The organism is Pedobacter namyangjuensis (genome assembly GCF_003313325.1).
Taxonomy (GTDB): Bacteria; Bacteroidota; Bacteroidia; order Sphingobacteriales; family Sphingobacteriaceae; genus Pedobacter; species Pedobacter namyangjuensis.
In genome coordinates this window covers 25890-47487 of record NZ_QMHQ01000002.1, presented here as the reverse complement: position 1 = coordinate 47487, position 21598 = coordinate 25890, and the positions used below count along the sequence as shown (strand labels likewise).

The 21598-nt window shown below is 34.8% G+C and carries 23 protein-coding genes; 7 read left to right on the top strand and 16 right to left on the bottom strand.

The window, feature by feature from the left end; all coding sequences use genetic code 11:
- Genes DUT69_RS07410 through DUT69_RS07400 form a run of 3 tightly spaced genes read right to left on the bottom strand, consistent with a single transcriptional unit; the run spans position 1 to position 2977 of the window.
- On the bottom strand, positions 1 to 459 hold the full coding sequence (locus DUT69_RS07410) for a GNAT family N-acetyltransferase (RefSeq protein ID WP_113652602.1): 459 nt from the start codon (positions 457 to 459) through the stop codon (positions 1 to 3).
- Between the two features lie 12 nt (positions 460 to 471).
- Positions 472 to 1746, bottom strand: coding sequence for a M16 family metallopeptidase (locus tag DUT69_RS07405; protein ID WP_113652601.1), 1275 nt, complete (start codon positions 1744 to 1746; stop codon positions 472 to 474).
- Positions 1739 to 2977: a M16 family metallopeptidase gene (locus DUT69_RS07400; protein ID WP_113652600.1), complete on the bottom strand. Its 1239-nt coding sequence runs from the start codon at positions 2975 to 2977 to the stop codon at positions 1739 to 1741. The genes DUT69_RS07405 and DUT69_RS07400 overlap by 8 nt, the downstream gene beginning before the upstream one ends.
- Positions 2978 to 3109: 132 nt before the next feature.
- Between DUT69_RS07400 and DUT69_RS07395 the strand changes: the two genes are divergently transcribed.
- Entirely contained in the window at positions 3110 to 4234 is a 1125-nt protein-coding gene (locus DUT69_RS07395) for a CofH family radical SAM protein (protein WP_113652599.1), read from the top strand.
- Positions 4235 to 4402: 168 nt separating this feature from the next.
- On the opposite strand, the gene DUT69_RS07390 is transcribed toward DUT69_RS07395, so the two are convergent.
- The 6 genes from DUT69_RS07390 to DUT69_RS07365 all read right to left on the bottom strand — a co-directional run bounded on the left by DUT69_RS07390 (position 4403) and on the right by DUT69_RS07365 (position 7322).
- Positions 4403 to 4717, bottom strand: coding sequence for a hypothetical protein (locus tag DUT69_RS07390; RefSeq protein ID WP_113652598.1), 315 nt, complete (start codon positions 4715 to 4717; stop codon positions 4403 to 4405).
- Between the two features lie 61 nt (positions 4718 to 4778).
- Positions 4779 to 5231, bottom strand: coding sequence for a GNAT family N-acetyltransferase (locus DUT69_RS07385; RefSeq protein WP_113652597.1), 453 nt, complete (start codon positions 5229 to 5231; stop codon positions 4779 to 4781).
- A gap of 93 nt (positions 5232 to 5324) precedes the next feature.
- On the bottom strand, positions 5325 to 5714 hold the full coding sequence (locus DUT69_RS07380) for a response regulator (protein WP_113652596.1): 390 nt from the start codon (positions 5712 to 5714) through the stop codon (positions 5325 to 5327).
- 108 nt (positions 5715 to 5822) lie between these two features.
- Entirely contained in the window at positions 5823 to 6200 is a 378-nt protein-coding gene (locus DUT69_RS07375; RefSeq protein WP_113652595.1) for a YchJ family protein, read from the bottom strand.
- Positions 6201 to 6650: a hypothetical protein gene (locus tag DUT69_RS07370; protein WP_113652594.1), complete on the bottom strand. Its 450-nt coding sequence runs from the start codon at positions 6648 to 6650 to the stop codon at positions 6201 to 6203.
- On the bottom strand, positions 6651 to 7322 hold the full coding sequence (locus DUT69_RS07365; protein ID WP_113652593.1) for an arylesterase: 672 nt from the start codon (positions 7320 to 7322) through the stop codon (positions 6651 to 6653).
- 103 nt (positions 7323 to 7425) lie between these two features.
- Between DUT69_RS07365 and DUT69_RS07360 the strand changes: the two genes are divergently transcribed.
- Together DUT69_RS07360 and DUT69_RS07355 are read left to right on the top strand one after the other, a co-directional pair.
- Complete coding sequence (locus tag DUT69_RS07360; RefSeq protein ID WP_113652592.1) at positions 7426 to 8115, top strand: ABC transporter ATP-binding protein; 690 nt, start codon at positions 7426 to 7428, stop codon at positions 8113 to 8115.
- Between the two features lies 1 nt (position 8116).
- Positions 8117 to 10648, top strand: coding sequence for an ABC transporter permease (locus tag DUT69_RS07355; RefSeq protein WP_205314234.1), 2532 nt, complete (start codon positions 8117 to 8119; stop codon positions 10646 to 10648).
- On the opposite strand, the gene DUT69_RS07350 is transcribed toward DUT69_RS07355, so the two are convergent.
- On the bottom strand, positions 10649 to 12595 hold the full coding sequence (locus DUT69_RS07350; protein WP_240186676.1) for a sensor histidine kinase: 1947 nt from the start codon (positions 12593 to 12595) through the stop codon (positions 10649 to 10651).
- A gap of 297 nt (positions 12596 to 12892) precedes the next feature.
- Between DUT69_RS07350 and DUT69_RS07345 the strand changes: the two genes are divergently transcribed.
- Together DUT69_RS07345 and DUT69_RS07340 are read left to right on the top strand one after the other, a co-directional pair.
- On the top strand, positions 12893 to 13180 hold the full coding sequence (locus DUT69_RS07345) for a hypothetical protein (RefSeq protein WP_113652591.1): 288 nt from the start codon (positions 12893 to 12895) through the stop codon (positions 13178 to 13180).
- A gap of 159 nt (positions 13181 to 13339) precedes the next feature.
- Positions 13340 to 13702: a response regulator transcription factor gene (locus DUT69_RS07340; RefSeq protein WP_113652590.1), complete on the top strand. Its 363-nt coding sequence runs from the start codon at positions 13340 to 13342 to the stop codon at positions 13700 to 13702.
- Between the two features lie 65 nt (positions 13703 to 13767).
- Here the strand turns inward: DUT69_RS07340 and DUT69_RS07335 are convergent, their stop codons facing one another.
- Positions 13768 to 14724 (bottom strand): YihY/virulence factor BrkB family protein, encoded by a 957-nt coding sequence (locus DUT69_RS07335; RefSeq protein ID WP_113652589.1) that lies wholly within the window; start codon positions 14722 to 14724, stop codon positions 13768 to 13770.
- A 131-nt stretch (positions 14725 to 14855) separates the two neighbouring features.
- On the opposite strand from DUT69_RS07335, the gene DUT69_RS07330 reads away from it, so the two are divergent.
- Positions 14856 to 15275, top strand: coding sequence for a hypothetical protein (locus DUT69_RS07330; protein ID WP_113652588.1), 420 nt, complete (start codon positions 14856 to 14858; stop codon positions 15273 to 15275).
- 2 nt (positions 15276 to 15277) lie between these two features.
- Here DUT69_RS07330 and DUT69_RS07325 read toward each other — a convergent pair whose 3' ends face one another.
- From DUT69_RS07325 to DUT69_RS07305, 5 genes are all read right to left on the bottom strand, one after another.
- Positions 15278 to 15619 (bottom strand): HopJ type III effector protein, encoded by a 342-nt coding sequence (locus DUT69_RS07325; RefSeq protein WP_113652587.1) that lies wholly within the window; start codon positions 15617 to 15619, stop codon positions 15278 to 15280.
- Between the two features lie 141 nt (positions 15620 to 15760).
- On the bottom strand, positions 15761 to 17167 hold the full coding sequence (locus DUT69_RS07320) for a hypothetical protein (RefSeq protein WP_113652586.1): 1407 nt from the start codon (positions 17165 to 17167) through the stop codon (positions 15761 to 15763).
- 12 nt (positions 17168 to 17179) lie between these two features.
- Positions 17180 to 17539: a hypothetical protein gene (locus tag DUT69_RS07315; protein ID WP_113652585.1), complete on the bottom strand. Its 360-nt coding sequence runs from the start codon at positions 17537 to 17539 to the stop codon at positions 17180 to 17182.
- 123 nt (positions 17540 to 17662) lie between these two features.
- Positions 17663 to 18409, bottom strand: a complete 747-nt coding sequence (locus DUT69_RS07310; RefSeq protein ID WP_113652584.1) for a LytR/AlgR family response regulator transcription factor — start codon at positions 18407 to 18409, stop codon at positions 17663 to 17665.
- Between the two features lie 18 nt (positions 18410 to 18427).
- Positions 18428 to 20344 (bottom strand): histidine kinase, encoded by a 1917-nt coding sequence (locus tag DUT69_RS07305; protein ID WP_113652583.1) that lies wholly within the window; start codon positions 20342 to 20344, stop codon positions 18428 to 18430.
- Positions 20345 to 20596: 252 nt separating this feature from the next.
- On the opposite strand from DUT69_RS07305, the gene DUT69_RS07300 reads away from it, so the two are divergent.
- A complete protein-coding gene (locus DUT69_RS07300) occupies positions 20597 to 21598 on the top strand; it encodes a glycoside hydrolase family 43 protein (RefSeq protein ID WP_113652582.1) in 1002 nt (333 codons plus the stop codon).

Here is a 21598-nt window from a genome sequence, read left to right as displayed (position 1 = left end):
TTATTTCTCAGGCTCGCAATGTTGCCGTAACTGTTTTGGACCCTGTGGCCAAATAAAAGCTGTGGTTTGTTTTTTCCAGCCCATGCTTTTATAAAAATCATCAGCTCCAGGTGCCGCACTTAAATTTACGAAATGGTAATTTTCAAGCTGATTATTCAACCTGGTTACCAAATATTTTCCTAAGCCTTTACCCTGATAAGCTGGATCTACCACTATATCGGCAAGCATGGCATAATATCTCCCATCTCCTATTACCCTACCGAAAGCAATTATCTTTTCTTCGTGATAAACAAAAAGCGTAGTGGTACTAAGCTTAAATGCTTTAGCTATTTCTTCCGCAATGCGATGTTTCCAATTAACTTCTTGAAACAGATGCAGTACATTATCCCAATCAATAGTTGATAAATCTGGGTTTAGCACGTACTGATAAGCCTCTTTTTCCGCTAGGATGTTATTCATAAAACTTTACAACTATTTTTTACCGACTACAACTTTTGTCATTGCATCCCAATTTAAATAGGTATTTGCAATACTTTTAATTTCTGTTGCGGTAATGCTTTTAACGGTTGCAATGTAATTGGTGTAATAATCGTAACCCAAACCAGAGAAGTAGATATTTTTAAACTTATCTGCGTGAGAAAAAGCATTTTCCAAACTACCTAACAACGACCCTAGCATAAAGTTTCTAACTAAATTTAATTCTTCGTCTGCTACCAAATCCGTCTTCAGCAATTCTATTTCTTTCTCAATTTCTTGCAAAGCACTGGCACAAACATCTGTGCCAACTTCTGTTGCGATAAAGAAATAGCCGGCATCTTTTAAGGATGCAATGCCAGAGCCAATGCCGTAAGTGTAGCCTTTATCTTCACGAATGTTTGTCATTAAACGCGAACCGAAATAGCCGCCTAAAACCGTATTAAGAATTTGCAATGAAGGAAAATCTTTGTGCGTTCTGGTAATGCTTAAATTACCCATTCTAATGGCAGATTGAACAGCATCTTCTTTCTCTACATAGATTTCATTTCCGCCAATTGGCGAGAAAGCGAACTGATTTGAAGTAGATAGCTTATCATTCTCCCAGTTTGTTCCGAAGAATTTATTCAACAAATCAAATTCTTGTCTTTCAAACTTACCTGCTGCAACAATTATACAGTTGCTCGGTTTAAAAGCTGCGCTATAGTAGGCTAAAAGATCGGTTTGCATTAAAGCATCGTAATCTTCTATCTTAATATCTACACCGTAGGGAGTTTGCCCAAAAATCGCATTAGCAAATGCTTTTCGTGCTAAGAAATCGTTTTTTTTGAGGTTTACCTGTAACTTCTGCTTTTGATTTTGCACAAAAATTGCTAACTCCTGCGCCGGGAAAACACTTTCGTTTAGTATAGACCAAATAATCGGCAATACGGCTTCAAGATGTTTATTAAGGCTATAAAGTGTAATAACTGTATGGTCGGCCCCATATTCTGTTTGCAAAAATGCACCATAGTAATCTACCTTTTCGGCAATTTCCTTAGCAGTTAATGTTTTTGTACCATTATTAATTAAGCTATTTACACTAACAGCTTGTAAGGGCTTTTTCTCATCCCAGTTTACGTTTTCGAAAATAAACTCAATTCGTACCAGCTCTTGCTCGCCGGCATTTACCGTAAAAACCTTAATGCCATTATCTAGCTCTTGTTTTGTAGGTTCAATAAAATTGATATCGTTAACCTGTTTAAAATCAGGTGCTGTTGTTCTATTAAGCATTAGCTAAATAATATAAAGTAGATGATTTTTCTTTTTTGAAAGTGTCTTTTGCCACAGTTTGTAATTGCTCGGCAGTAATAGCTAAATATTTATCAATTTCAATATTTAGATCTGCAGCATCGCCTAAAAGTTCGTAGTATGCTAAATTCATAGCTTTGTCTAGCAAACTCATCTCGCCAAAAAGCATGATAGATTCTGATTTATTCTTAACCTTGGTTAATTCATCCTCAGTAACCTGGTTATCTACCATTTTTTGCAATTCCAACCAAATTGCCTTTTCTGCAGTTTCGGTGCTAACACCCGCCACCAACTTACCTTCAACAATAAACAAACCTTCATCTAAACTACTGGTTATGTAAGCATTAATATCGCTAAACAACTGTTGTTCTTTAAGTAAACTATTGTACAAACGAGAAGACTGCCCTTGCGAAAGTATATCAGACATTAAATCAAAAACTTGATAATTAGCGTCTTTTCTTGCTGGCATTTTAAAAGCAATGTATATTGCATTTAAGGGTACATTTGCATTTACCGTTAAAGTTCTCGCTTCCGTTTGTGGCAATTCCTTAGGTAAATTTCTAACATACTTTTCTCCGGCCGGAATAGGTTCAAACCATTTTTCGGCCAACGCTTTAACATCTTCTGTATTTACATTTCCTCCAACTACTAAAATCGCATTTTGAGGATTATAATGCTTTTTGAAAAATGCTTTTACATCTTCCATTTTCGCATGTTCTATTTGAGCTAAATCCTGTCCTATTGTTGCCCATTGATAGGGATGCGTTTGATAAGCCAACGGACGCAACTTTAACCAAACGTCGCCATAAGGCTGATTCAGATAGCGTTGTTTAAATTCTTCCATTACCACATTACGCTGGGTGTCTAAACTTTTTTCAGAAAAAGCTAAGCTCAACATTCTATCACTTTCTAACCAAAAAGCAGTTTCTATATTGGTTGCAGGTAAAGTAATGTAATAATTAGTAATGTCGTTGCTGGTAAAAGCATTGTTTTCTCCTCCCACTCGTTGCAATGGTTCATCGTAACTTGGAATATTTACAGATCCGCCGAACATTAAATGCTCAAAAAGATGTGCGAAACCAGTTTTTCCAGCTTCTTCATCTCTTGCGCCCACGTCATATAATATATTTAAAACAGCCATTGGCGTTGTCGGATCTTCATGAACCAAAACTTTTAAGCCATTAGCAAGTGTAAAACGATTGAAATTTACCATAGTATTTTTTAGAGCCGTAAATATAGGATAAATGATTACACAGACTAAAAGGATTATTTAGAATCTGAACTTTTTTACAAACCTTAAACCATCAACCCGCAACCTTCATCCCTTTTTTATTTATCTTTGTGAATGAATACCGCAGATTTACTACAGAGAGCGTTAAATTTTGAGTTTTTAACACAAGAAGAAGGCGTTTTTTTATATCATAATGCAGATACTGCCGAGCTGGCTTACGTTGCTAACGAACTACGAAAAATTCAAGTTCCGAGTGGTAAGGTTACCTGGCAAATTGATAGAAATGTAAACACTACAAATGTTTGTATTGCCAACTGTAAATTTTGTAATTTTTTCCGCAGACCAGGGCACGACGAGAGCTATATTACCGATATTGAAACCTACAAAGTAAAAATCGAAGAAACTTTTCGTTTAGGTGGCGATCAACTTTTACTTCAAGGTGGGCACCATCCAGATTTAGGCTTGCGTTTTTATGCTGATTTATTTAAGCAGTTAAAAGATTTATACCCAGATTTAAAGCTACATGCATTAGGTCCACCAGAAATTGCTCACGTTGCTAAATTGGAAGGCATTTCCCATACTGAAGTTTTAAGAGAGCTTAAAGCCCACGGTATGGATTCTTTGCCTGGTGCTGGTGCAGAAATTTTAAACGACAGAGTTAGGCGTTTAATTTCTAAAGGAAAATGTGGCGGTAAAGAGTGGTTAGATGTAATGAGAGCAGCACATCAACTTGATATTACTACTTCTGCCACAATGATGTTCGGACACGTAGAAACTATTGAAGAACGTTTTGAGCATTTGGTTTGGATAAGAGAAGTGCAAAGCGAAAAACCTGAACATGCAAAAGGATTTTTAGCCTTTATTCCTTGGCCTTTTCAGGATGATGGAACTTTGTTAAAACGCTTAAGAGGCATTAGTAACAACGTAAGTGGCGATGAATATGTAAGAATGCTTGCTTTGAGCAGAATTATGTTGCCAAACGTTAAAAATATACAAGCAAGCTGGTTAACTGTAGGTAAATCTGTTGCACAAATGTGCCTACATGCTGGCGCTAACGATTTTGGCTCGATAATGATTGAAGAAAATGTTGTCTCTGCTGCTGGTGCACCACACCGCTTTACAGCAAACGGAATTCAGACGGCAATTGCAGAAGCTGGTTTTGAACCACAACTACGTGGACAGCAATACAACTATAGAGAATTGCCTGCACATTTAGAAGAACAGGTAATTACATATTAGTAGATTTTTCTTATATGCCATTAGTTTTTAATTGGAGGTTAAAAGCTAATGGCTTTTTTGTAGTCGTAGAATTAGTTGAAATATAACTTTAGCTTTCCTAAAGGTATCAATTTTAATATTTGGAAGCTATTTTGACAATTCTTTAAATAAGGCATACTTAGACAAAGTCTACTTATTAATTTGCTTAAAAATATTTAAAGAGGCATTTTTCCACGGAATGTATCCTTTTAGCGCACAGATTTGTGCTATTTCCTTTTCAATAAAGTCAGGCACATCGTTAACAATACTCCACCTTACGGCATATTTTAAATTATAGCTGATATAAATTACCACATCGCCATCCATAGGTGGCATTTGCATAATAGGCTTAAGATGTATTTCTTGTAATTCGGTAGCCATGCGCAACAATCTCTCTCTTAATACTTTGGCTAATGGCGCTTTATTGTCGAACTCATCAAATATGGCAAGGACGGTAACTATCATATAAAATACTATTATTTTTAGCAAATGTAACCAAATAATTGTGCCTTGCAAGTACAAAAAGTCAAATTAATGTTTTATTTAGGCGCATTGATAAAATTGGGTACGGCTTACCTGCATCGTCAACCTCGAATCGATTTTCGACCTCAAAACCTAAATATTTATAAAAGCCCACCGCTTGTTCGTTCTGCTCATTTACATCAACATTGTTAATTCCTTTTTTCTTAATAGCGAAATTCACCAATGACTTACCTACTCCTTTTACCATGGCTTCTGGATGTACAAAAAGCATTTGAAGCATATCTCCGTTAATACCAATAAAGCCAACAATTTTGTTGTTTTTAAAGTAGCCAAAAAGCTTTACCATGTCAAAGTATTCGGTTAAAATTTTGTGTTTGTAATGAACAATATCATCTTCGGTTAAAAAATGATGCGTGGCTCTTACCGACTCTTCCCATATTTTAATTAGTACAGGATAGCCAGATTTTTTGACCAATTTAATTGATTTAAAAAACATTGTGTATTTAATTGATATACATCAAAGTTAAAAAACGATTGAAATATAGCTATACAAACAAAAACCCCGAACTTGATGCTCGGGGCTTGTATTTTAAGCTAATAAAAGCATGTGTATAAAGTCTTGAAACTTTTTGATATTTAGCGGCTTCTTTAAAAGATAATCTATACCAATCTCTTCCTTAAGTTGCTCTTCTGTAACATCTGTTGTAGAGATAACGATTATTGGCGTGGTACTAGAAATTTTTCTGATTTTTTTAGAAGCTTCGAAACCATCCATTTTAGGCATGTAAAGATCCATAATTACTAAATCTGTTTTTAGTTTTCTGAATTTCTCTACTGCATCTAAGCCATCAACAGCTATATGTAATTGAAAGTCGTAGGGTTTTAATATTTTCTCCAGAACCATAACACTCATTGGTTCATCTTCCACAATCAATATGCTCTTTCTTTCTTCCTCTGGCTTTTTGAACGTAAATTTCACTTTAGTTTGTTTGATGATTAGCGTAAATATAAAGCATGATTAGCTACATTCATAATTTCTTCAAAAGAAAAAAATTAAATATATGTTAAAACATTCTTTCAGTTACCATTAGCTAAAGTAGCTTCCCGAAAAATAAAACCACCTGTTTCCGTCTTTTTTAAATATAGAACGTTCATGATGGATTTCGAGTTGCAACTGATGCTCGTAGTAAGCTTTAAACGTTACAACATCATTATTTGTTTGGCAGATTTCCAATCTCAACCATTTATTTTTTTTCGCCCAATTTTCAATATCAACTTTGTTATAAAGTATCCGCTTTGCGGGATGTGTAGTTTCCATTAAATAATCTACCAAATGCATAGCATAAGCCGTATAACGAGAGCGCATTAAAGCTTCTGGTGTAGGCGGAAGCATTTTAATTTGGTGGTAAGGCTGGCAACAATCAATGTAACTAAAATTGCTTCCGCAAGGACAAGTTTTTTCCATTTATGGGCAGGTTATTCTATCAAAAATGAAACGGCCTTTATCGTAATCAATCGGAACTTTATCATTAAAAAATGGAGATCCCCAAATCATATTTATTTCGCCAACACCCATTAGCAATTTACCCTCTCGTTGTAAAAAAGCTACAGGATTACGGTACCATTTATCAACTTTGTTAACTTTAAAATCGTAATGTGCTTTAAGTGTATCACCTTTAATTTCTCCTTTTACTTGGCCATCCATAACTTTTTCGCCGCCATAGCTCATTTTAAAATAGCCATTAATTAGCTTGTGCGAGGTATCTATACTCAGCCAGGCTGTATCCTTTTCATCTATAGCCATAAAGCAAACTAATTTACTTTCATCTAATGGTTCTTCTTGTTTCTTAAAGTAACCGCAACTACTTACCAAAATAGTTGCAACTAATAAAAAAAGACAGTTTAACTTTTTCATTTACAATAAATCTGCTAAATACTTCCAAACTGTAGTTGCTAAAATCTTATCACCCTCTGCTGTTGGGTGAATACCGTCAGGTTGATTTAACTTAGGCACACCTCCTACTCCATCCAATAAAAAAGGTATCAGAACCATTTTATTTTTTTCGGCTAACGCCGGAAACATATCTTTGAAATTGTTGGCATAAGTTGCGCCCATATTTGGTGGCACCTGCATGCCTGCCAATACCATTTTTGCATTTGGATGTTTAGCTTTAACGGCATCGATAATAAACTGCAGATTTTTAGTCGTTTCATCAACAGGCAAACCTCTTAAACCGTCATTAGCGCCAAGTTCCAGTACAAAAACATCAATTGGCTGTTTTAACAACCAGTCTATTCTGCTTTTACCCGCTGCAGAAGTTTCGCCACTTAAACCACCATTAATTACTTTATATGGAAGTTTTAAAGAGTCGATTTTATTTTGGATAAGTGCAGGATAAGCCTCTGCCGGATCCAAGCCATAACCAGCGGTTAAACTAGTGCCAAAAAACAATATATTTTTCAATTCTTTCTTTTGCGTTGTGGCTGTAGTATCACTTTGTGCCGTATTTTTGTCATTTTCTGCATTACCGCAACCTAAAACAAAGGCAGTAAAAACAAACATTCCTATTAAACGTTTTCGTAACATAATCGATAACTGTTGCTCTAATTATTAATTGTTAACTTAACAGGCCAAAAGCGCTTTAGTTTGTTGCTAAAGGCAATAACCTTAAATATAAAACCCATCATAATTGGAAAATATATTAAACATCCGAAATGTAAGTAAAATTTACCAAAGTGCCGGTAGCGCCTTAACGGTTCTCAACCAAATTAACTTTTCTATAACAAAAGGCGCCACAGTTGCCATAACCGGCCCATCTGGTAGCGGAAAAACAACTTTATTAGGCTTGTGCGCTGGATTAGACAGTGCTACAAATGGTACCGTAGAACTGAACGGAATTGCACTGGAAAACCTAAACGAAGACCAGCGAGCCAATGTTCGAAATCAAAATATCGGCTTCATTTTCCAAAATTTTCAGTTGTTACCCACCTTAACGGCATTAGAAAATGTGATGGTACCAATGGAATTAAGAGGTGCCAAAAACATTAAAAAACATGCTTTAGAATTGCTTGATAAAGTTGGTTTATCAGATCGATCGCATCATTATCCTATACAGCTTTCTGGCGGAGAGCAACAGCGAGTTTCATTAGCCAGAGCATTTTCCAATCAACCGGCCATACTTTTCGCCGACGAACCTACCGGAAACCTAGACGCAGAAACCAGCGAAAAAATAACCAAACTGTTGTTCGACTTAAATAAAGATGCATCAACAACCTTGGTTATCGTAACTCACGATTTGGAGCTTGCAGCAAAAACATCGCGAACTATTAAAATTAAAGGCGGTGTAATTATAGCAGATCAAAGCAACAACGTTATTTAATATGCAAAGCGAAAACACAAAACTAAGTACTGCTTGGCTTTTTAAAATGGCGTGGCGAGATAGTAGAAAAAACCGTTCGAGATTATTGCTATTTATTTCTTCCATTGTTTTAGGTATAGCCGCATTAGTAGCTGTTTATTCTTTTAAGGATAACCTGCAACGCGATATCGATAATCAAGCTAAAGAATTAACCGGTGCAGATTTAATTATAGAAAGCCGAAAAGCAATTACACCCAAAAGACAATTGATTTTAGATTCGCTTGGCGAAGAAAGATCTAAGGAGAAGTCTTTTGCTTCGATGGTTTATTTTGTTAAAAACGGTGGCAATAGACTGATACAAATTAAGGCTTTAGAAGGTAATTATCCGTATTACGGCAACATAGAAACCCAACCAGCAATCGCAGCTAAAAGTTTTCAGCAAGGAAAAGATGCTCTAGTAGACCAAACTTTACTACTGCAATATGATGCTAAAGTTGGCGATTCTGTTAAAATTGGAGAAGTAACTTTTAAAATTGCAGGTAGTCTAATTAAAGCGCCAGGACAAACCGGAATTAGCACAACTGTAGCTCCTATTGTTTACATTCCACTTAAATATTTAGACGAAACAGCGCTTTTAAAAGTTGGCAGTAGAGTTAATTACAAATTCTTCTACCGTTTTAAAAATCCAAATACTGTTGATGAATTTGTAAAAAAGAACGAAAATGCTTTTGAAATTGAAGGATTAAGTGCAGATACTGTAGCTTCAAAAAAAGAAGAAACTGGCAGATCATTCAAAGACGTAAGCAGGTTTTTAGCCCTGTCGGGATTTATAGCTTTGCTTTTAGGGTGCGTTGGTGTTGGTAGCGCTATACATGTTTATATTCAGGAAAAACTAAGCGCCATTGCTACATTAAGATGTTTAGGGCTTAAAGCTTGGCAAGCATTTCTCATTTATTTAATCCAGATTTTTTTTATTGGATTAATTGCTGCCGTTATTGGTTGTGTTTTAGGCACGCTCATTCAGTTTTTATTGCCAATTGTATTGAAGGATTTCTTGCCAGTAACCATTACCATGCAAGTTTCTTGGAGCGCTGTTGCACAAGGTATTTTACTAGGCTTAGTTATCTCCGTATTATTTGCCTTGCCTTCGCTTCTTTCGGTTAGAAAGATATCGCCATTAAATGCAATTCGTGCATCTGTAGAACACGGTAAACGAAAGTTCGATCCGCTACAAGGTATAGTTTACGGTTTAATGTTTTTATTTATACTAGGCTTTACTTATTTACAAATGCGTGGTTGGATACAAACCGTAGTATTTACTGTAGGCATAGCCATAGCATTTGGGTTATTAATTGCATTCTCTAAACTTTTAATGTTCTTAGTTAGGAAACTGTTACCGCAAAGCCTAAGCTATGTGTGGCGACAAGGTTTTGCAAATTTGTACCGTCCAAATAACCAAACTTTAATGCTAACGGTTTCTATTGGTTTAGCTACTGCATTTATAGCTACGTTGTTTTTTGTGCAAGGTATTTTGATCAATCGCGTTACCTTATCTGCCGGAAGCAACCAGCCTAACATGGTTTTATTTGATATACAGAATACACAAAAAGAATCCTTAGCCAAATTAACTAAAGATTACAAATTACCGTTAATGAACCAAGTTCCTATTATTACAATGAGGATTGAAGAGATAAACGGCAAAAAAGCCAGTGGAGATAGTACAGATCGTGGCGCTTTTAGGGGAGAAATTAGAGCTACATACCAGGACACTTTAACTGCGGCAGAAAAAATTGTTGATGGAAAATGGCTTGGAAAAGTTGGCGAAAACGGTGAGGTACGAATTTCATTAGACCAACTCTATGCTCGTAGAATTAATGTAAAAGTTAACGACAAAATTGTTTTTAACGTACAGGGAATGCTCATCCCTACAGTTGTTGGGAGTTTAAGGGAAGTTAATTGGGGCAGATTGCAAACCAATTTCCGCGTTGTTTTTCCTTCTGGTGTTTTAGAGGATGCGCCACAATTCCATGTATTGATGACTCGCGTTCCATCGAGCGAAGTTTCTGCAAAATACCAAGGCGCTGTTGTAAAATCATTCCCAAATATTTCGGTAATAGATTTAGATTTAGTTTTGAAGCTATTAGACGAAATTTTAGATAAAATTGGTTTTGTAATTCGCTTTATGGCTGGCTTTAGTATGGTTACGGGCTGGGTAGTGTTAATATCAGCTGTGCTAACAAGTAAAAATCAGCGTATTAAAGAAAGTATTTTACTAAGAACTATGGGCGCTAGCAGAAAGCAGATTTTAAGCATTAACGCAATAGAATATTTCTTTTTAGGTGCACTTGCGGCAACAGCCGGATTAATTTTGGCACTTAGCGGAAGTTGGGCTTTGGCAAGGTTTAGTTTCGAAGCTAACTTTGTTCCGCCACTTGGCGCAACGCTCATATTGCTTCTTGGTGTAATTTTAATGGTTGTAGTTACTGGCATTTTAAGTACCAGAAGTATTTTAAACCAGCCACCGCTAAAGATTTTGAGAAATGAAGGAAACTAATTAGCCTTTGGGAATTTTGAAAGATACGATAACAAGATCGTTTTGCAGATTAATTTCGAAGGTACCTTTATTAGTCTCGATGTATTCTTTACATAATTGTAAGCCTAAGCCAACACCTTTCTCGTTTTCGGTGCCATAAGTTCCTTCTGTAACATTGAGCCCCAATAGTTCGGCCGCGTTTATTTTCGAGGCATCGGCCACTGGATTGGCAATTTCTAATAGCGCCTTATCTGCCAAATATTGTAGATTAATGGTGATTTTACTTCCCCTAGGGGTAAATTTAATTGCATTGTCAATCATATTTCGCAATACCAACCTTATTTGGTTTATATCTGCATAGGCAAAACAATTTGTTATTTGTGTAACCTTACATTCAATTTCTTTCTTCTCCAGTAAAGGTTGATAAATTAACATCAGCTCTGCTAAAAGCTTATTAAGGTCGATAGTTTTTGGTTCTGTTCTAACCTCTGTCATTTGGTCTTTTGCCCAATAAAGCAGGTTGTTCAATGTATTATAAATCGTTTCGATGTTTTGCTTGTTTTCCTTTAACATCAACCGTAGCTCGTCTATAGTAAGCGCTTCCATATCGTTTAAAGAAAGAATGCTTATTAAGCTATTAAGAGGACTCCTTAAATCGTGGGCAATGATAGAAAAAAGTTTATTTTTTATTGCGTTAGAGGATTCAAGTTCCTTAATGGTTTTGCTCAATTGCAGGGTTCTAACCATTACATTTTCTTCTAAACGTTGATTTTGAGTACGCACCAACATCAGATTCTCGTCTCTAACACTTTGCTCTTTTTGTATTATTGTTTTATAACGGTCGCCCAGTGCAAAAGACAGCAAAAGCAATTCTAATGTAGATCCTATTGGAACCAGTTGCATGGTAAACTCGGTGCTATCTAATACATTGGCTAAAGTTAAAGTTACTATTGCAACCGTAACCCAAATAAACGACCAAGCCAATATGTAATATTTTGCAGGTTTATGTCCGCGTTTATAAGCAACAATTCCAGAAATCCAAACTAATAGCGCAACTGTAATGGTAAGATACTGGGCTATTTGAGAACCAGTAGATTTAAATCCTGATAAGCTAACGATTAACAATATTAGACCTGCCGAACCTACAATATAATAAAGTGTCACAAAATTGGGCAAAAGTTTTCTTAAGGTTAAAAACTTCATACAAAAACCTAAAGAAGAAAATACAGACAAGCTTAAAAATACGTGTGGATAATGGTTTACTAAAATCCTAAAGTCTTCGCCAAACAAATAAGAATAACCCCTTATATAAAGGAGCATATAAGCAGAAAGTGTAAATACATAAAGTGTGTAGTACAAATAAGTTATATCTCTTACACTAAAAAACAAAAACAGGTTAAACAGTAATAGCGCTATAAGTATACCGATGTAAATGAACTCTATACTATCTTTATAAATACGCCCCTGCATAGTCTTATCTACTGCAGACAGCTTAAGCGGAACCATTAAAATATTGGCAGTTTTAACTCTTAAATAAATTGTATTTTCTTGACTTACATCTTGTATAGGCAAGTTAAAAACAAAGTTGTTAGTAATTTGAACACCGTCGGTTCCTTTTAAAAAGCAACCTGTATAAAATGTCTTTTTATCACCCAGGCTATTAAACCAATAAAGATCTATGTTTTCTATGTTTGGAACATCAACCGTGAAATAGTTCTGTACGTACTTAGAGGGTATGTATTTAATCTTTATCCAAAATGCAGATTTAGAATTTCCGAAGTTAAGAATGTCTTGCGTTCCAATGATAAATTTGCCAGCACTATCGGCCTGCCTAACGTTGGCTAACGTAAGGTTTGCAGTTTTATCTTCTAAATAAGTAACTTTTTTACCTAGACTAAGGTAGTCGAATTTAGTAATGGGCGGTAGTGAACTTGCAGATGCGTTAAACGAAATCAGACAGATAGCCAACAAAATAAGCTTGAAATAAGCTTTAAATTTGTTGTTTTTTACAAGGGAGATACGTTGCTTAAAAAACACTGATTAGCTAAAAAATGATTAGAGGTTTAAAAGTACCAATTTTTAATGAGTCTGAAAAGAAATTGCAGTTAAAGAATAAAATTTAATATTTAGTTAATTGTTGCTTCAGGATCCGCTACTTAAAAGAGAAAATTCAAAGCTAAATCTATGTTAAGTTAGTGTTAATCATTAACAAAATGATAATTTGAATTGCGACTGATTTTTTCGTTTCATTGTAAAAAATAAATCATGAGTAAATCCAAAAAGAATAAATCATTAAAAAAGGAAAACCGAAAAGCTATTTCGGCCACACTATTTACAAGTATAACCAGCCAGTTGGTAGAATTAGGTTTCGATACCAAAAAAATCAATAAAGACGTTAAAAAAACAGCTGATAAATTAGCGCAAAAAATATCAAAATTTACTATAAAAGAAACTTCCGCACCGACGACTGAAAGTAGCGAAGCGGTAGAAGTTAAAACGGTAACAATTGAAAGTGCAAAACAGGCAAAGCCGAAAAAATCGACAAAAAAATAAAATATTTTTAAAGTAAAACAGAAGGCATGGATTATTTATCTCCATGCCTTTTTTTATTTAACTGCTTTTAAAAAAGTTGATAACTCTGCTAAAGTTGAAAATTATTTTGAACTGCTAAAGCACTATCAGCGTTATGGTTATACATCAATACATAAAGCTATGAAAAAGTGCATATATGTAGTAGAAGACAATGCAGCCATTAGAGACATGATTGAGTTTTTATTGGTAGAAGAACAATACGATGTGAAAAGTTGCCCTAGTAAAAATAGTTTTTGGCAACAAATGGCGATGCAAAAACCTGATATGGTAATTTTAGATGTTATGCTACCAGATGGCAGTGGCGTAGAAATTTGCAATCAACTTAAACATAGTGTTAAAACCTACCAAATTCCGATAATGATGATGTCTGCAGGAAACCAGTTAAGTAAGGTTAAGAACGATTGCGATGCTGAAGATTATATTAACAAACCATTTGATTTGAATGATTTTGTAGTGAGAATTGAGCATCATTTGGCAAGTTAAACTTGCTATAACTTATACAAAACACATCGTCAATAGAATTGCAACCCTGAGGCTGCTAAAAAAGGTTATCCGTCTTTTTTAGCAGCCTCATTTGTTTGAATAGATTGCTGACCTGTTTCTACCTCTACCTCTCTTGTTGTAACAGCGTAATGGGCCGGATGAATTTCTGAACCGTAGGCAATTGCATAAGCCTTCGTAAATTCGGCACCAAAATATAATATTATAGATGAATAATAAGTCCACAAAAGCAATATAATCAAAGAGCCTGCAGCGCCGTAGGTACTTCCAACATCACTTTGACCGATGTAAAATGAAATACCAAATTTACCCAACATAAATAGTAAGGCTGTTACAACTGCACCTAAAACAACGTCTCTCCATTTTATTATGGCATCTGGTAAAACTTTAAATATTACGCCGAAAATTAGCGAGATAACGGCTAGCGTAACGATTTGATTAATGATGTAAATTACCACTACCGAAACTTCAGAGAAACGTGCTTGCAAACGGGCGCTGAAACCGTCTAAAACTGCGGTTACGCTAAGCGAGACTAAAAGCAAAAATGCCAAACTGATAATTACCGAAAATGATAAAAACCTGTTCTGCAACATTTTTAGCCAGCCTCTTTTTGGTTTCGGCTTTAATCCCCAAATCGTATTTATAGAATCTTGTATATCTGCAAAAACGGTTGTAGAACCTATTAACAAGGTTACTACACCTATAATAAACGCAACTGTACTTTTATCGCCAAGGGCAGCTTTTTTAACTAAATCTTCTAATTGCAAAGCTGTTTCTCTTCCCATAAAACCGGCAAGTTCGCCGTATATTTTTCCGTTTATAGCTTCTTGTTCAAAAAATAATCCGCAAAGCGAAATAATAACAACAAGCAAAGGAGCCATTGAAAAAACCGTGTAATAAGCCAAAGAACCGCTAAGTTTGGTTACTTTATGGTCGCCAAAACCGGTAAATGAATTTTTTAATACTTGCCAAATGCCTTTTATCGTTATTTTTTCCTTTTTCATACGTTCTTTTTAAAAAAAACATCAAAAATGCAGTTAATGTTTCACAAAAATCAAATCGAACAAACTAGTACATGTTATTGTTAAGGTTAATAAGTAACGCTAAAATTTGATCGACTAATTAAAAAAGCTTTATGAAATATTTATTCTCTTTACTACTACTCACTGTTTTTTTCTCAGACATTAATGCACAAGAAAAAGGCTCCAAAATTTACATCGAGAATCCTTCAAAAAACGATAATGCTATAAAAATAACGGAAGAGCTAAAAGCGAAAATTGGCGAATGGGCTTATTGGAGTGTTGTAAATACTGAAGCACAAGCAGATTTTAAAATCAATTTAACATCCAATACCTCTAAAGGCATAACGTTAACTTCATGGGGTGGCACGTCCTATCAGTTAATAGCTAAGATAATCGATAAAAAAGGTAACACAACCTGGGAATCGAATACTTATAAGTCTAGTCCGAATGGTACCAACGGGTTTAACTCTGGTACCGCAGTAGTAAAAAAACTAATGCGAGACCTAAAGAAAAAGTTCGGCGAAAATAAGTAATGCTACTTTTTCTTTAGCGCTTGCCTCTCAAAAGCTATTCCCGACCATCCGTTAACCATAAACTGTCTGATATTTTGGTGATCTAGGCCGTCTGGAGATGCTTTTACTGTAGCATAATGTTCGGCAAACAATGATAATGTATCTTCTTCACCTAACTCGTTCATCTGGGCAAATGAAAAAACTTTCGCACTACCTTGATTTTGGGTACTTTCATTAAATGCTTCGCCATTTTTAAAAGCTGTTGGCGTATGTTCGTAGTGTTGTTCTATAAATGCAATAACATCACTAAATTTAACTGTATCTGATTTTAAGTCTGCTAATAACTGTATAATTTGATCTTTCATTTGCTTTATTTATGAGTGCTCGTTTTTAATAACATCAACTTTACAAATACTCGCATGCATTAATTGCGCTGTTTTTGGAGCACGAAGGTAACTACAATTTTATCTTTTTTACAGCTTACAAAAATTATATCGATTTTACTATTATTTTTTTAGTTGATTTATAATTAGCTGTATTTCCTCAACGGTAAAATTGCCGGAGAACTGTATGGATTTGTCTGTGATTTTAAAATTTGCTTCTGCAATCCTTTTTCCATCAAGCATAAGAAGAATTTTATTAGCCGATGTTGCATCACGTTGTTTTAACTTGCCCATCCCCGAATCTGTTAACATAATGCTCAATTCGCCTTTAACTTTGGTGTCAGTTATCGATTTAATATCGCTTTGCTTAAATAAAGGAACCGATGAAACTATACCATCTTTTGTTAGATAAAAACCATCGTTTAACATATTTTTCACGGGCTTGTCAACTACAACATTCGGAATGGTTTGTAGCATCGGAGCAACCTCTACAGTAGATATTTTATCGTTTTCTATTTTAGTGTAGCCATTGTAGTGGTAAGAATTTTCAGAACCTTCTCCGCAAACAGTATAAAAAATAGTAGTTGGAGATATTTTTACCGAATTCGGATTAAAAGCGGTTTTAAATTTTGGATCGATCTTAACATATTTACGCAAGTAAAGGCCATCGTTATATTGATTATTAAGATAATATGCTTCGTTTTCATTAGCCATTTTACTAACAAATTGATTTGCCCTATCATCAAAAATGTGATCTTCGTTTGGCGCTGGAAATGCACTGTAATGCTTGTTTGCGTAAATCACATCCGCTTTGGTAGCTTTATTACTATCGTATTGCTTTTTGAAGCTTAAAATTTCCGCCCAACTTTTATCTTCTGGATCCACAGCTCTCTTAGCAAAACCATTTTCTCTAGCATAGTTAGATGTGCGTAAAATATCTCCTTCTTTAGTTTGTTCTATTATAGCTTCAAACTCCTCTTCGTACCTGCTTGGAGCGTTATAAATAAAGATAAAATCATTAAAAGTTTTAGGCAGTTCATACTCCCAAGAAAAACCTATTTTACCAGGAGATGGAAAATTACCTTCCAAATAACTTGACAGAATCGTTTTCCCCTTCAACTTTGTTGTTTGATAAACAAAAGGCGAATCAAAACAGTTAGCATCAGTATTAAAAACCCGAGTAATATCGTTATCGCCAAATTTTATAAAAGTATTGCCACCACGATCAAAGCCCTTAAAATTTGTTCTTGTGTTATCTCCAATATTTTTGTTAGCAGTGCCGTAAACTTCAAAAAAAGGAGGTACATCAGGTACAAACTTCATGTAATCTTTTTCAAAAGAATATTTACCAAAAACTGCAGTTGCGTAACCATACAAAAGAAATCTACCATCTTCAAACAAACAAATCCCTTCTGTTGTACTACCGTAACAACCACTTATTTCTTTAAATTTCAGTTTGTCATCCATAGTTTGAGCAACACTAAACTTTACCAATAAAAGCACTAAACAAATAGCTTGTAACCTTTTCATGCGTTTAATCTTTTACAATAGTTTTTTTTGCTTATTCCAAGCTTCATTAGCTTTTTGCAAATAATCTTCTAATTTTTTCTGGTCTTGTGCTGATAAATTCTGCTTAAAATCGATGGTTTTTAAAATCCAGTTGGAGAAAGATTTGCTGAGATCCGGAACAGAAGCTTTATCTGCACTGCTAACTGCCATACCTAGTTCATTATACAGACTTTCAAAATACTCAATGTGTTTATTTAACTCTTTATTTTTAAACTCAGGCGTTAAAATTTCGGCTTCAGCATAGTAATTTTTAATGGTGCCCGGATTATTCGCACTGCAAGAACCTAAAGCAGCAGAAATTAAAGCTAATGCAATAATTAACACGTTTTTCATGGGTAGATGATTGGTTAAACTTTCTAATATTACTGCATTTTGCCGGCAAGTACATGCATAAACATTTATTCGTTTTAGTTAAACGATTATTCGCTTGTGAGTTTCTATTTTTCGAAATCAGTTTTAGGCAATATTTTCTAAATAACGCATTACTTCTTCCTTCCTCCTACTAGAAACCGGAATCATTTCTTTATCCAATACTTGTAAAAAACCTTCTCTAAAGTATTTTTTAACATATTGAAAATTAACTAAAAACGATTGATGACATCTTAAATAACCAAATGGAGTAAGTAATAACTCATAATCTTTTAAGCCTTTAGAAACCACAATTTCGGTTTTGTTGTTTAAGTAAAAAGTGGTGTAACCTTTATCGCTTTTACAATAAACAATGTCTTCAATGGGTACAATTTCTATAAACTCCATACTTTTTAAAGCAATGCGTTTATTGTGCGCTATACCTTTATCTAAATAATGATCTCTAGCTATAGAAAGCTGTTGCTTGTTAAGCAATTCTTCTTCTTTATGCTGATAGCATTTTTGAATTGCCGACACCAATGCTACTTCATCAATCGGTTTAAGCAAATAAGCAAAAGCACCCATATTTAGGGCTTGTATAGCGTACTGATCGTAAGCTGTTAAAAATATAACCTGAAAATCTTCAGTTCCTATTTCATGAAACAGCTGAAAGCTATCACCGTCTTTCAGCCTAATATCTGCCAACACCAAATCTGGTTTCAACGCTGGAATTTCAGTTAAAGCTTGCGCAACTTCTGCCGATGTTCCTACAACTTCTACAAAAGAAATAGTTTTTACCACCTGCAATAGGTGTTGCATTATTAGTGTTTCGTCTTCTAAAATATAAAGTTTCATATTATTTTAGCTTTATTATTAATCCTTAAGTTCTGGCATTACAATATTAACCGTTACGCCATGTTCGTTATTTTGTTTTTTGTCTATAACATCAAACTTTGCCTCTTGCCCGTTTGCATTAAAAAGCAAGTCTAATCGTTCTTTCAAAATTATTCTAGCCAGCGATTGTTTTTTCGTTTCGTTTCCGGTCTTTTCCTTTAAACCAATGCCATTGTCGTCTACCAAAATAACCATTTGCCCATCCTTAACATTAAAAGAGATGGTTAGTTTGCCTTTATAGGCTATATTTCTAAAGCCATGTTCTATCGCGTTTTCAACAAATGGCTGTATAAGCATAGGCGGAATAATGATGCCAGATTGATAGATGTCATCGGCTACTACTATCTCGTAGTCAAAAAGCCCCATAAAACGCATCTGTTGCAATTGTAAGTAATTATCTAGCGACGCAACTTCTTCTTCGAGCGTAATAAAATCTTTTCTGTTTTGCTCTAACACGTTACGTAACAAGCCAGAAAAAACGGTTAGATATTTTACTGTTTCCTTAGCATTACCAGTAGCAAATAAGCTTTGTAAATTTGCAATAGAATTAAATATAAAATGTGGATTTAACTGCACTTGTAGCAACTTTTGTTCAATGTTTAGTCGCTTATTTTCTGACTGAAGTAAACTGTTTTTTTGCTTCAATTGCCGCTGTCTGTAAAAAACGTAAAAGAATAAAAGGGTTGCTAAAAACACTAACGTTGCCAAACCTAATGTATAACGCTGTTGGGCTATAACTTTTTCGTTAAGTTCGTTTCTATTTAAAAGCTCTGAAATGCTACGATCTTTTTTTTCGGCTTCATACTTTTCCTGGATTTCTGCAACCTTCACTGCTTCAATTTGCTTTATGCTTTTAATTTCGTTCTTAAACGCCAAATCAGACGCGTCTAGGGCACTTTTATAATCACCTAACATACTGTAAGCATCTATAAGCCCTTTTTGATAGATATACTGTGGTTTATCTGGATCTTGCTTTTTATTTATCGCGATAGCTTGTTTATAATAAAATACAGCCGAATCTGGTTGCTTATTCCTTATAAAACTAGTGGCCATATTATTATAGGCGATATCATTTAGACTATTTGTCTTTTTTAGATAATTAAAGTGCTTTCTGCTAGATTCTACCGCTTTACCAAATTCCAATTGCCTAGCATAAATCTGCGCTTCATTATCATACGTTCTCGCAATTGCCATACTATCTTTTATGCCTAACGCGAAATTTCGAGCCTTTAAATTGTACTCGGCCATTTTTTTATAGTTATCTGCTCTTGAGGCTAGCAAAAAAGAGATATCGTAGTAACGTTGTTTTATTACCGGATGCCAAAAATATGGATGCGCTTTAAAATACTTTTCTACGTAAGCTGACGAAGCTTTTTCGTTGTGATTCTGATAAAAAGCCTTCGCCAATAAATCGTAATAACGATGCGTTAATTTACTGTTTGATTTTTCGGCCAATTGTAATCCCGCTTGTATTTCGTTCATCAAATCAGCCTCTACTACTACTCCGTTATTTATACGCTGATCTAAAATGCTATATTCCTTCAGTAAAAAAACATCGCCCTTATTTTTGGCATCCATTTTTTCGTACATCTGCAGCGCACTGTCTCTTTTTTTTTCGATAAGGAATTTTCGAGCTTTAAAATAAAAAGAAAATGGATTAGCCTGCTGTTTTTGCTTATAATTTAATAAACTATCTTCCTTAATAATTGCTCTTTTTACTTCGGATACTGGCAGTGTATCTAAAGAAATTAAAAAAGCGATATAATCTTTTTTAACATCAGCTTTTGGCGCATACTGTTCTTTATCAGCTTGCTTCTTATTTTTGCAAGAGAAAAGCAGTACAACTAATAAAAATGATATCAGCTTAATGTTATTAAAGTTTATTAATCTGGGCATGTTTAGCGGAATGTATAATGATTCAAAAATATAAAAAGTAGTTAGCTAAAAAACTAAGTTTAAATATCTGTGGGTTTCCGTTCCATATCTAACAGTTTTCAGCAAATTTTCGTAACGCCAATTTTTAGATAATTACGAGAGTCTGATGATATTAAATTAGCAGAAACTAGTATTATTTTAACCTAAAATGGTTTACTCCCATTATTTAAATTACAAATTACCATTTTAGCCAAAAGATGTTAACCATATAATATGAAGAATTTAGTTTTTGTTTTTATGCTAACGCTGATGATACCAAACCTGGCTTCAGCACAACAGAAAATTACAAGCGTTGTTAAAAAGAACATACCGCTAGATTCTATACGACTCAGCGATCCATTTATTTTGGCTGATGAGAAAAGTAAAACCTATTACATGACCGGCACCAGCGGTAAGCTCTGGAAAAGTAAAGATCTGAAATTTTGGGAGGGACCTTTTGATATCTCTAAAACAGATCCAAATTCTTGGATGGGTGCAAAACCAATGATTTGGGCTGCAGAAATCCACCAATTCAAAAACAAATATTATTACTTCGCAACTTTTACTAATGAAGCTGTAAAAATAGATACTGTAAACAACATCCCAATTGAGCGTAGAGCCTCTCATGTATTGATAAGCGATAAACCCGATGGACCATATTTACCAATGAAAGACCCTGTTTATTTACCGGCAACTATGCCAACACTTGATGGGACATTCTGGATAGATAAAGATAACAAACCCTATATGATTTTCTGCCACGAATGGTTGCAAAACGGTAATGGAACTATGGAGAAAATAGAACTTAAACCGGATTTGAGTGGAAGCCTTGGAAAAAGTAAAATTTTATTCAGAGCTAGTGATTCTCCTTGGAGCAAAGAAAAAGGAAAGGATGGCGAGGTTAAACCGCATCAAGTAACAGACGGACCATATTTATTTACCACAGGAACTGGCAAACTTGGTATGATTTGGACAAGTTGGATTTACGATGTTTACACACAAGGCGTTGCCTACTCTCAAAGCGGAACTTTAGACGGGCCTTGGATACACGAAAAAGAGCCTATTACACCTCCTAACTTCGGTCACGGCATGCTATTTAAAACTTTTGATGGCAAACACTTAATGTCTTTGCACAGCCACAAAAATGTTAACGGTCGTTTCGTACGCATCCCTAAGTTTTTTGAAGTAGATACAACAGGCGACAGATTAGTTATTATAAAGCCCTATACGCCTTAA

Bases quoted from the DNA above. Each gene is read 5' to 3' on its own strand.
- DUT69_RS07410 (WP_113652602.1), bottom strand. From the start codon at position 459: ATGAATAACATCCTAGCGGAAAAAGAGGCTTATCAGTACGTGCTAAAC.
- DUT69_RS07405 (WP_113652601.1), bottom strand. From the start codon at position 1,746: ATGCTTAATAGAACAACAGCACCTGATTTTAAACAGGTTAACGATATC.
- DUT69_RS07400 (WP_113652600.1), bottom strand. From the start codon at position 2,977: ATGGTAAATTTCAATCGTTTTACACTTGCTAATGGCTTAAAAGTTTTG.
- DUT69_RS07395 (WP_113652599.1), top strand. From the start codon at position 3,110: ATGAATACCGCAGATTTACTACAGAGAGCGTTAAATTTTGAGTTTTTA.
- DUT69_RS07390 (WP_113652598.1), bottom strand. From the start codon at position 4,717: ATGATAGTTACCGTCCTTGCCATATTTGATGAGTTCGACAATAAAGCG.
- DUT69_RS07385 (WP_113652597.1), bottom strand. From the start codon at position 5,231: ATGTTTTTTAAATCAATTAAATTGGTCAAAAAATCTGGCTATCCTGTA.
- DUT69_RS07375 (WP_113652595.1), bottom strand. From the start codon at position 6,200: ATGGAAAAAACTTGTCCTTGCGGAAGCAATTTTAGTTACATTGATTGT.
- DUT69_RS07370 (WP_113652594.1), bottom strand. From the start codon at position 6,650: ATGAAAAAGTTAAACTGTCTTTTTTTATTAGTTGCAACTATTTTGGTA.
- DUT69_RS07365 (WP_113652593.1), bottom strand. From the start codon at position 7,322: ATGTTACGAAAACGTTTAATAGGAATGTTTGTTTTTACTGCCTTTGTT.
- DUT69_RS07355 (WP_205314234.1), top strand. From the start codon at position 8,117: ATGCAAAGCGAAAACACAAAACTAAGTACTGCTTGGCTTTTTAAAATG.
- DUT69_RS07345 (WP_113652591.1), top strand. From the start codon at position 12,893: ATGAGTAAATCCAAAAAGAATAAATCATTAAAAAAGGAAAACCGAAAA.
- DUT69_RS07340 (WP_113652590.1), top strand. From the start codon at position 13,340: ATGAAAAAGTGCATATATGTAGTAGAAGACAATGCAGCCATTAGAGAC.
- DUT69_RS07335 (WP_113652589.1), bottom strand. From the start codon at position 14,724: ATGAAAAAGGAAAAAATAACGATAAAAGGCATTTGGCAAGTATTAAAA.
- DUT69_RS07330 (WP_113652588.1), top strand. From the start codon at position 14,856: ATGAAATATTTATTCTCTTTACTACTACTCACTGTTTTTTTCTCAGAC.
- DUT69_RS07325 (WP_113652587.1), bottom strand. From the start codon at position 15,619: ATGAAAGATCAAATTATACAGTTATTAGCAGACTTAAAATCAGATACA.
- DUT69_RS07320 (WP_113652586.1), bottom strand. From the start codon at position 17,167: ATGAAAAGGTTACAAGCTATTTGTTTAGTGCTTTTATTGGTAAAGTTT.
- DUT69_RS07315 (WP_113652585.1), bottom strand. From the start codon at position 17,539: ATGAAAAACGTGTTAATTATTGCATTAGCTTTAATTTCTGCTGCTTTA.
- DUT69_RS07310 (WP_113652584.1), bottom strand. From the start codon at position 18,409: ATGAAACTTTATATTTTAGAAGACGAAACACTAATAATGCAACACCTA.
- DUT69_RS07305 (WP_113652583.1), bottom strand. From the start codon at position 20,344: ATGCCCAGATTAATAAACTTTAATAACATTAAGCTGATATCATTTTTA.
- DUT69_RS07300 (WP_113652582.1), top strand. From the start codon at position 20,597: ATGAAGAATTTAGTTTTTGTTTTTATGCTAACGCTGATGATACCAAAC.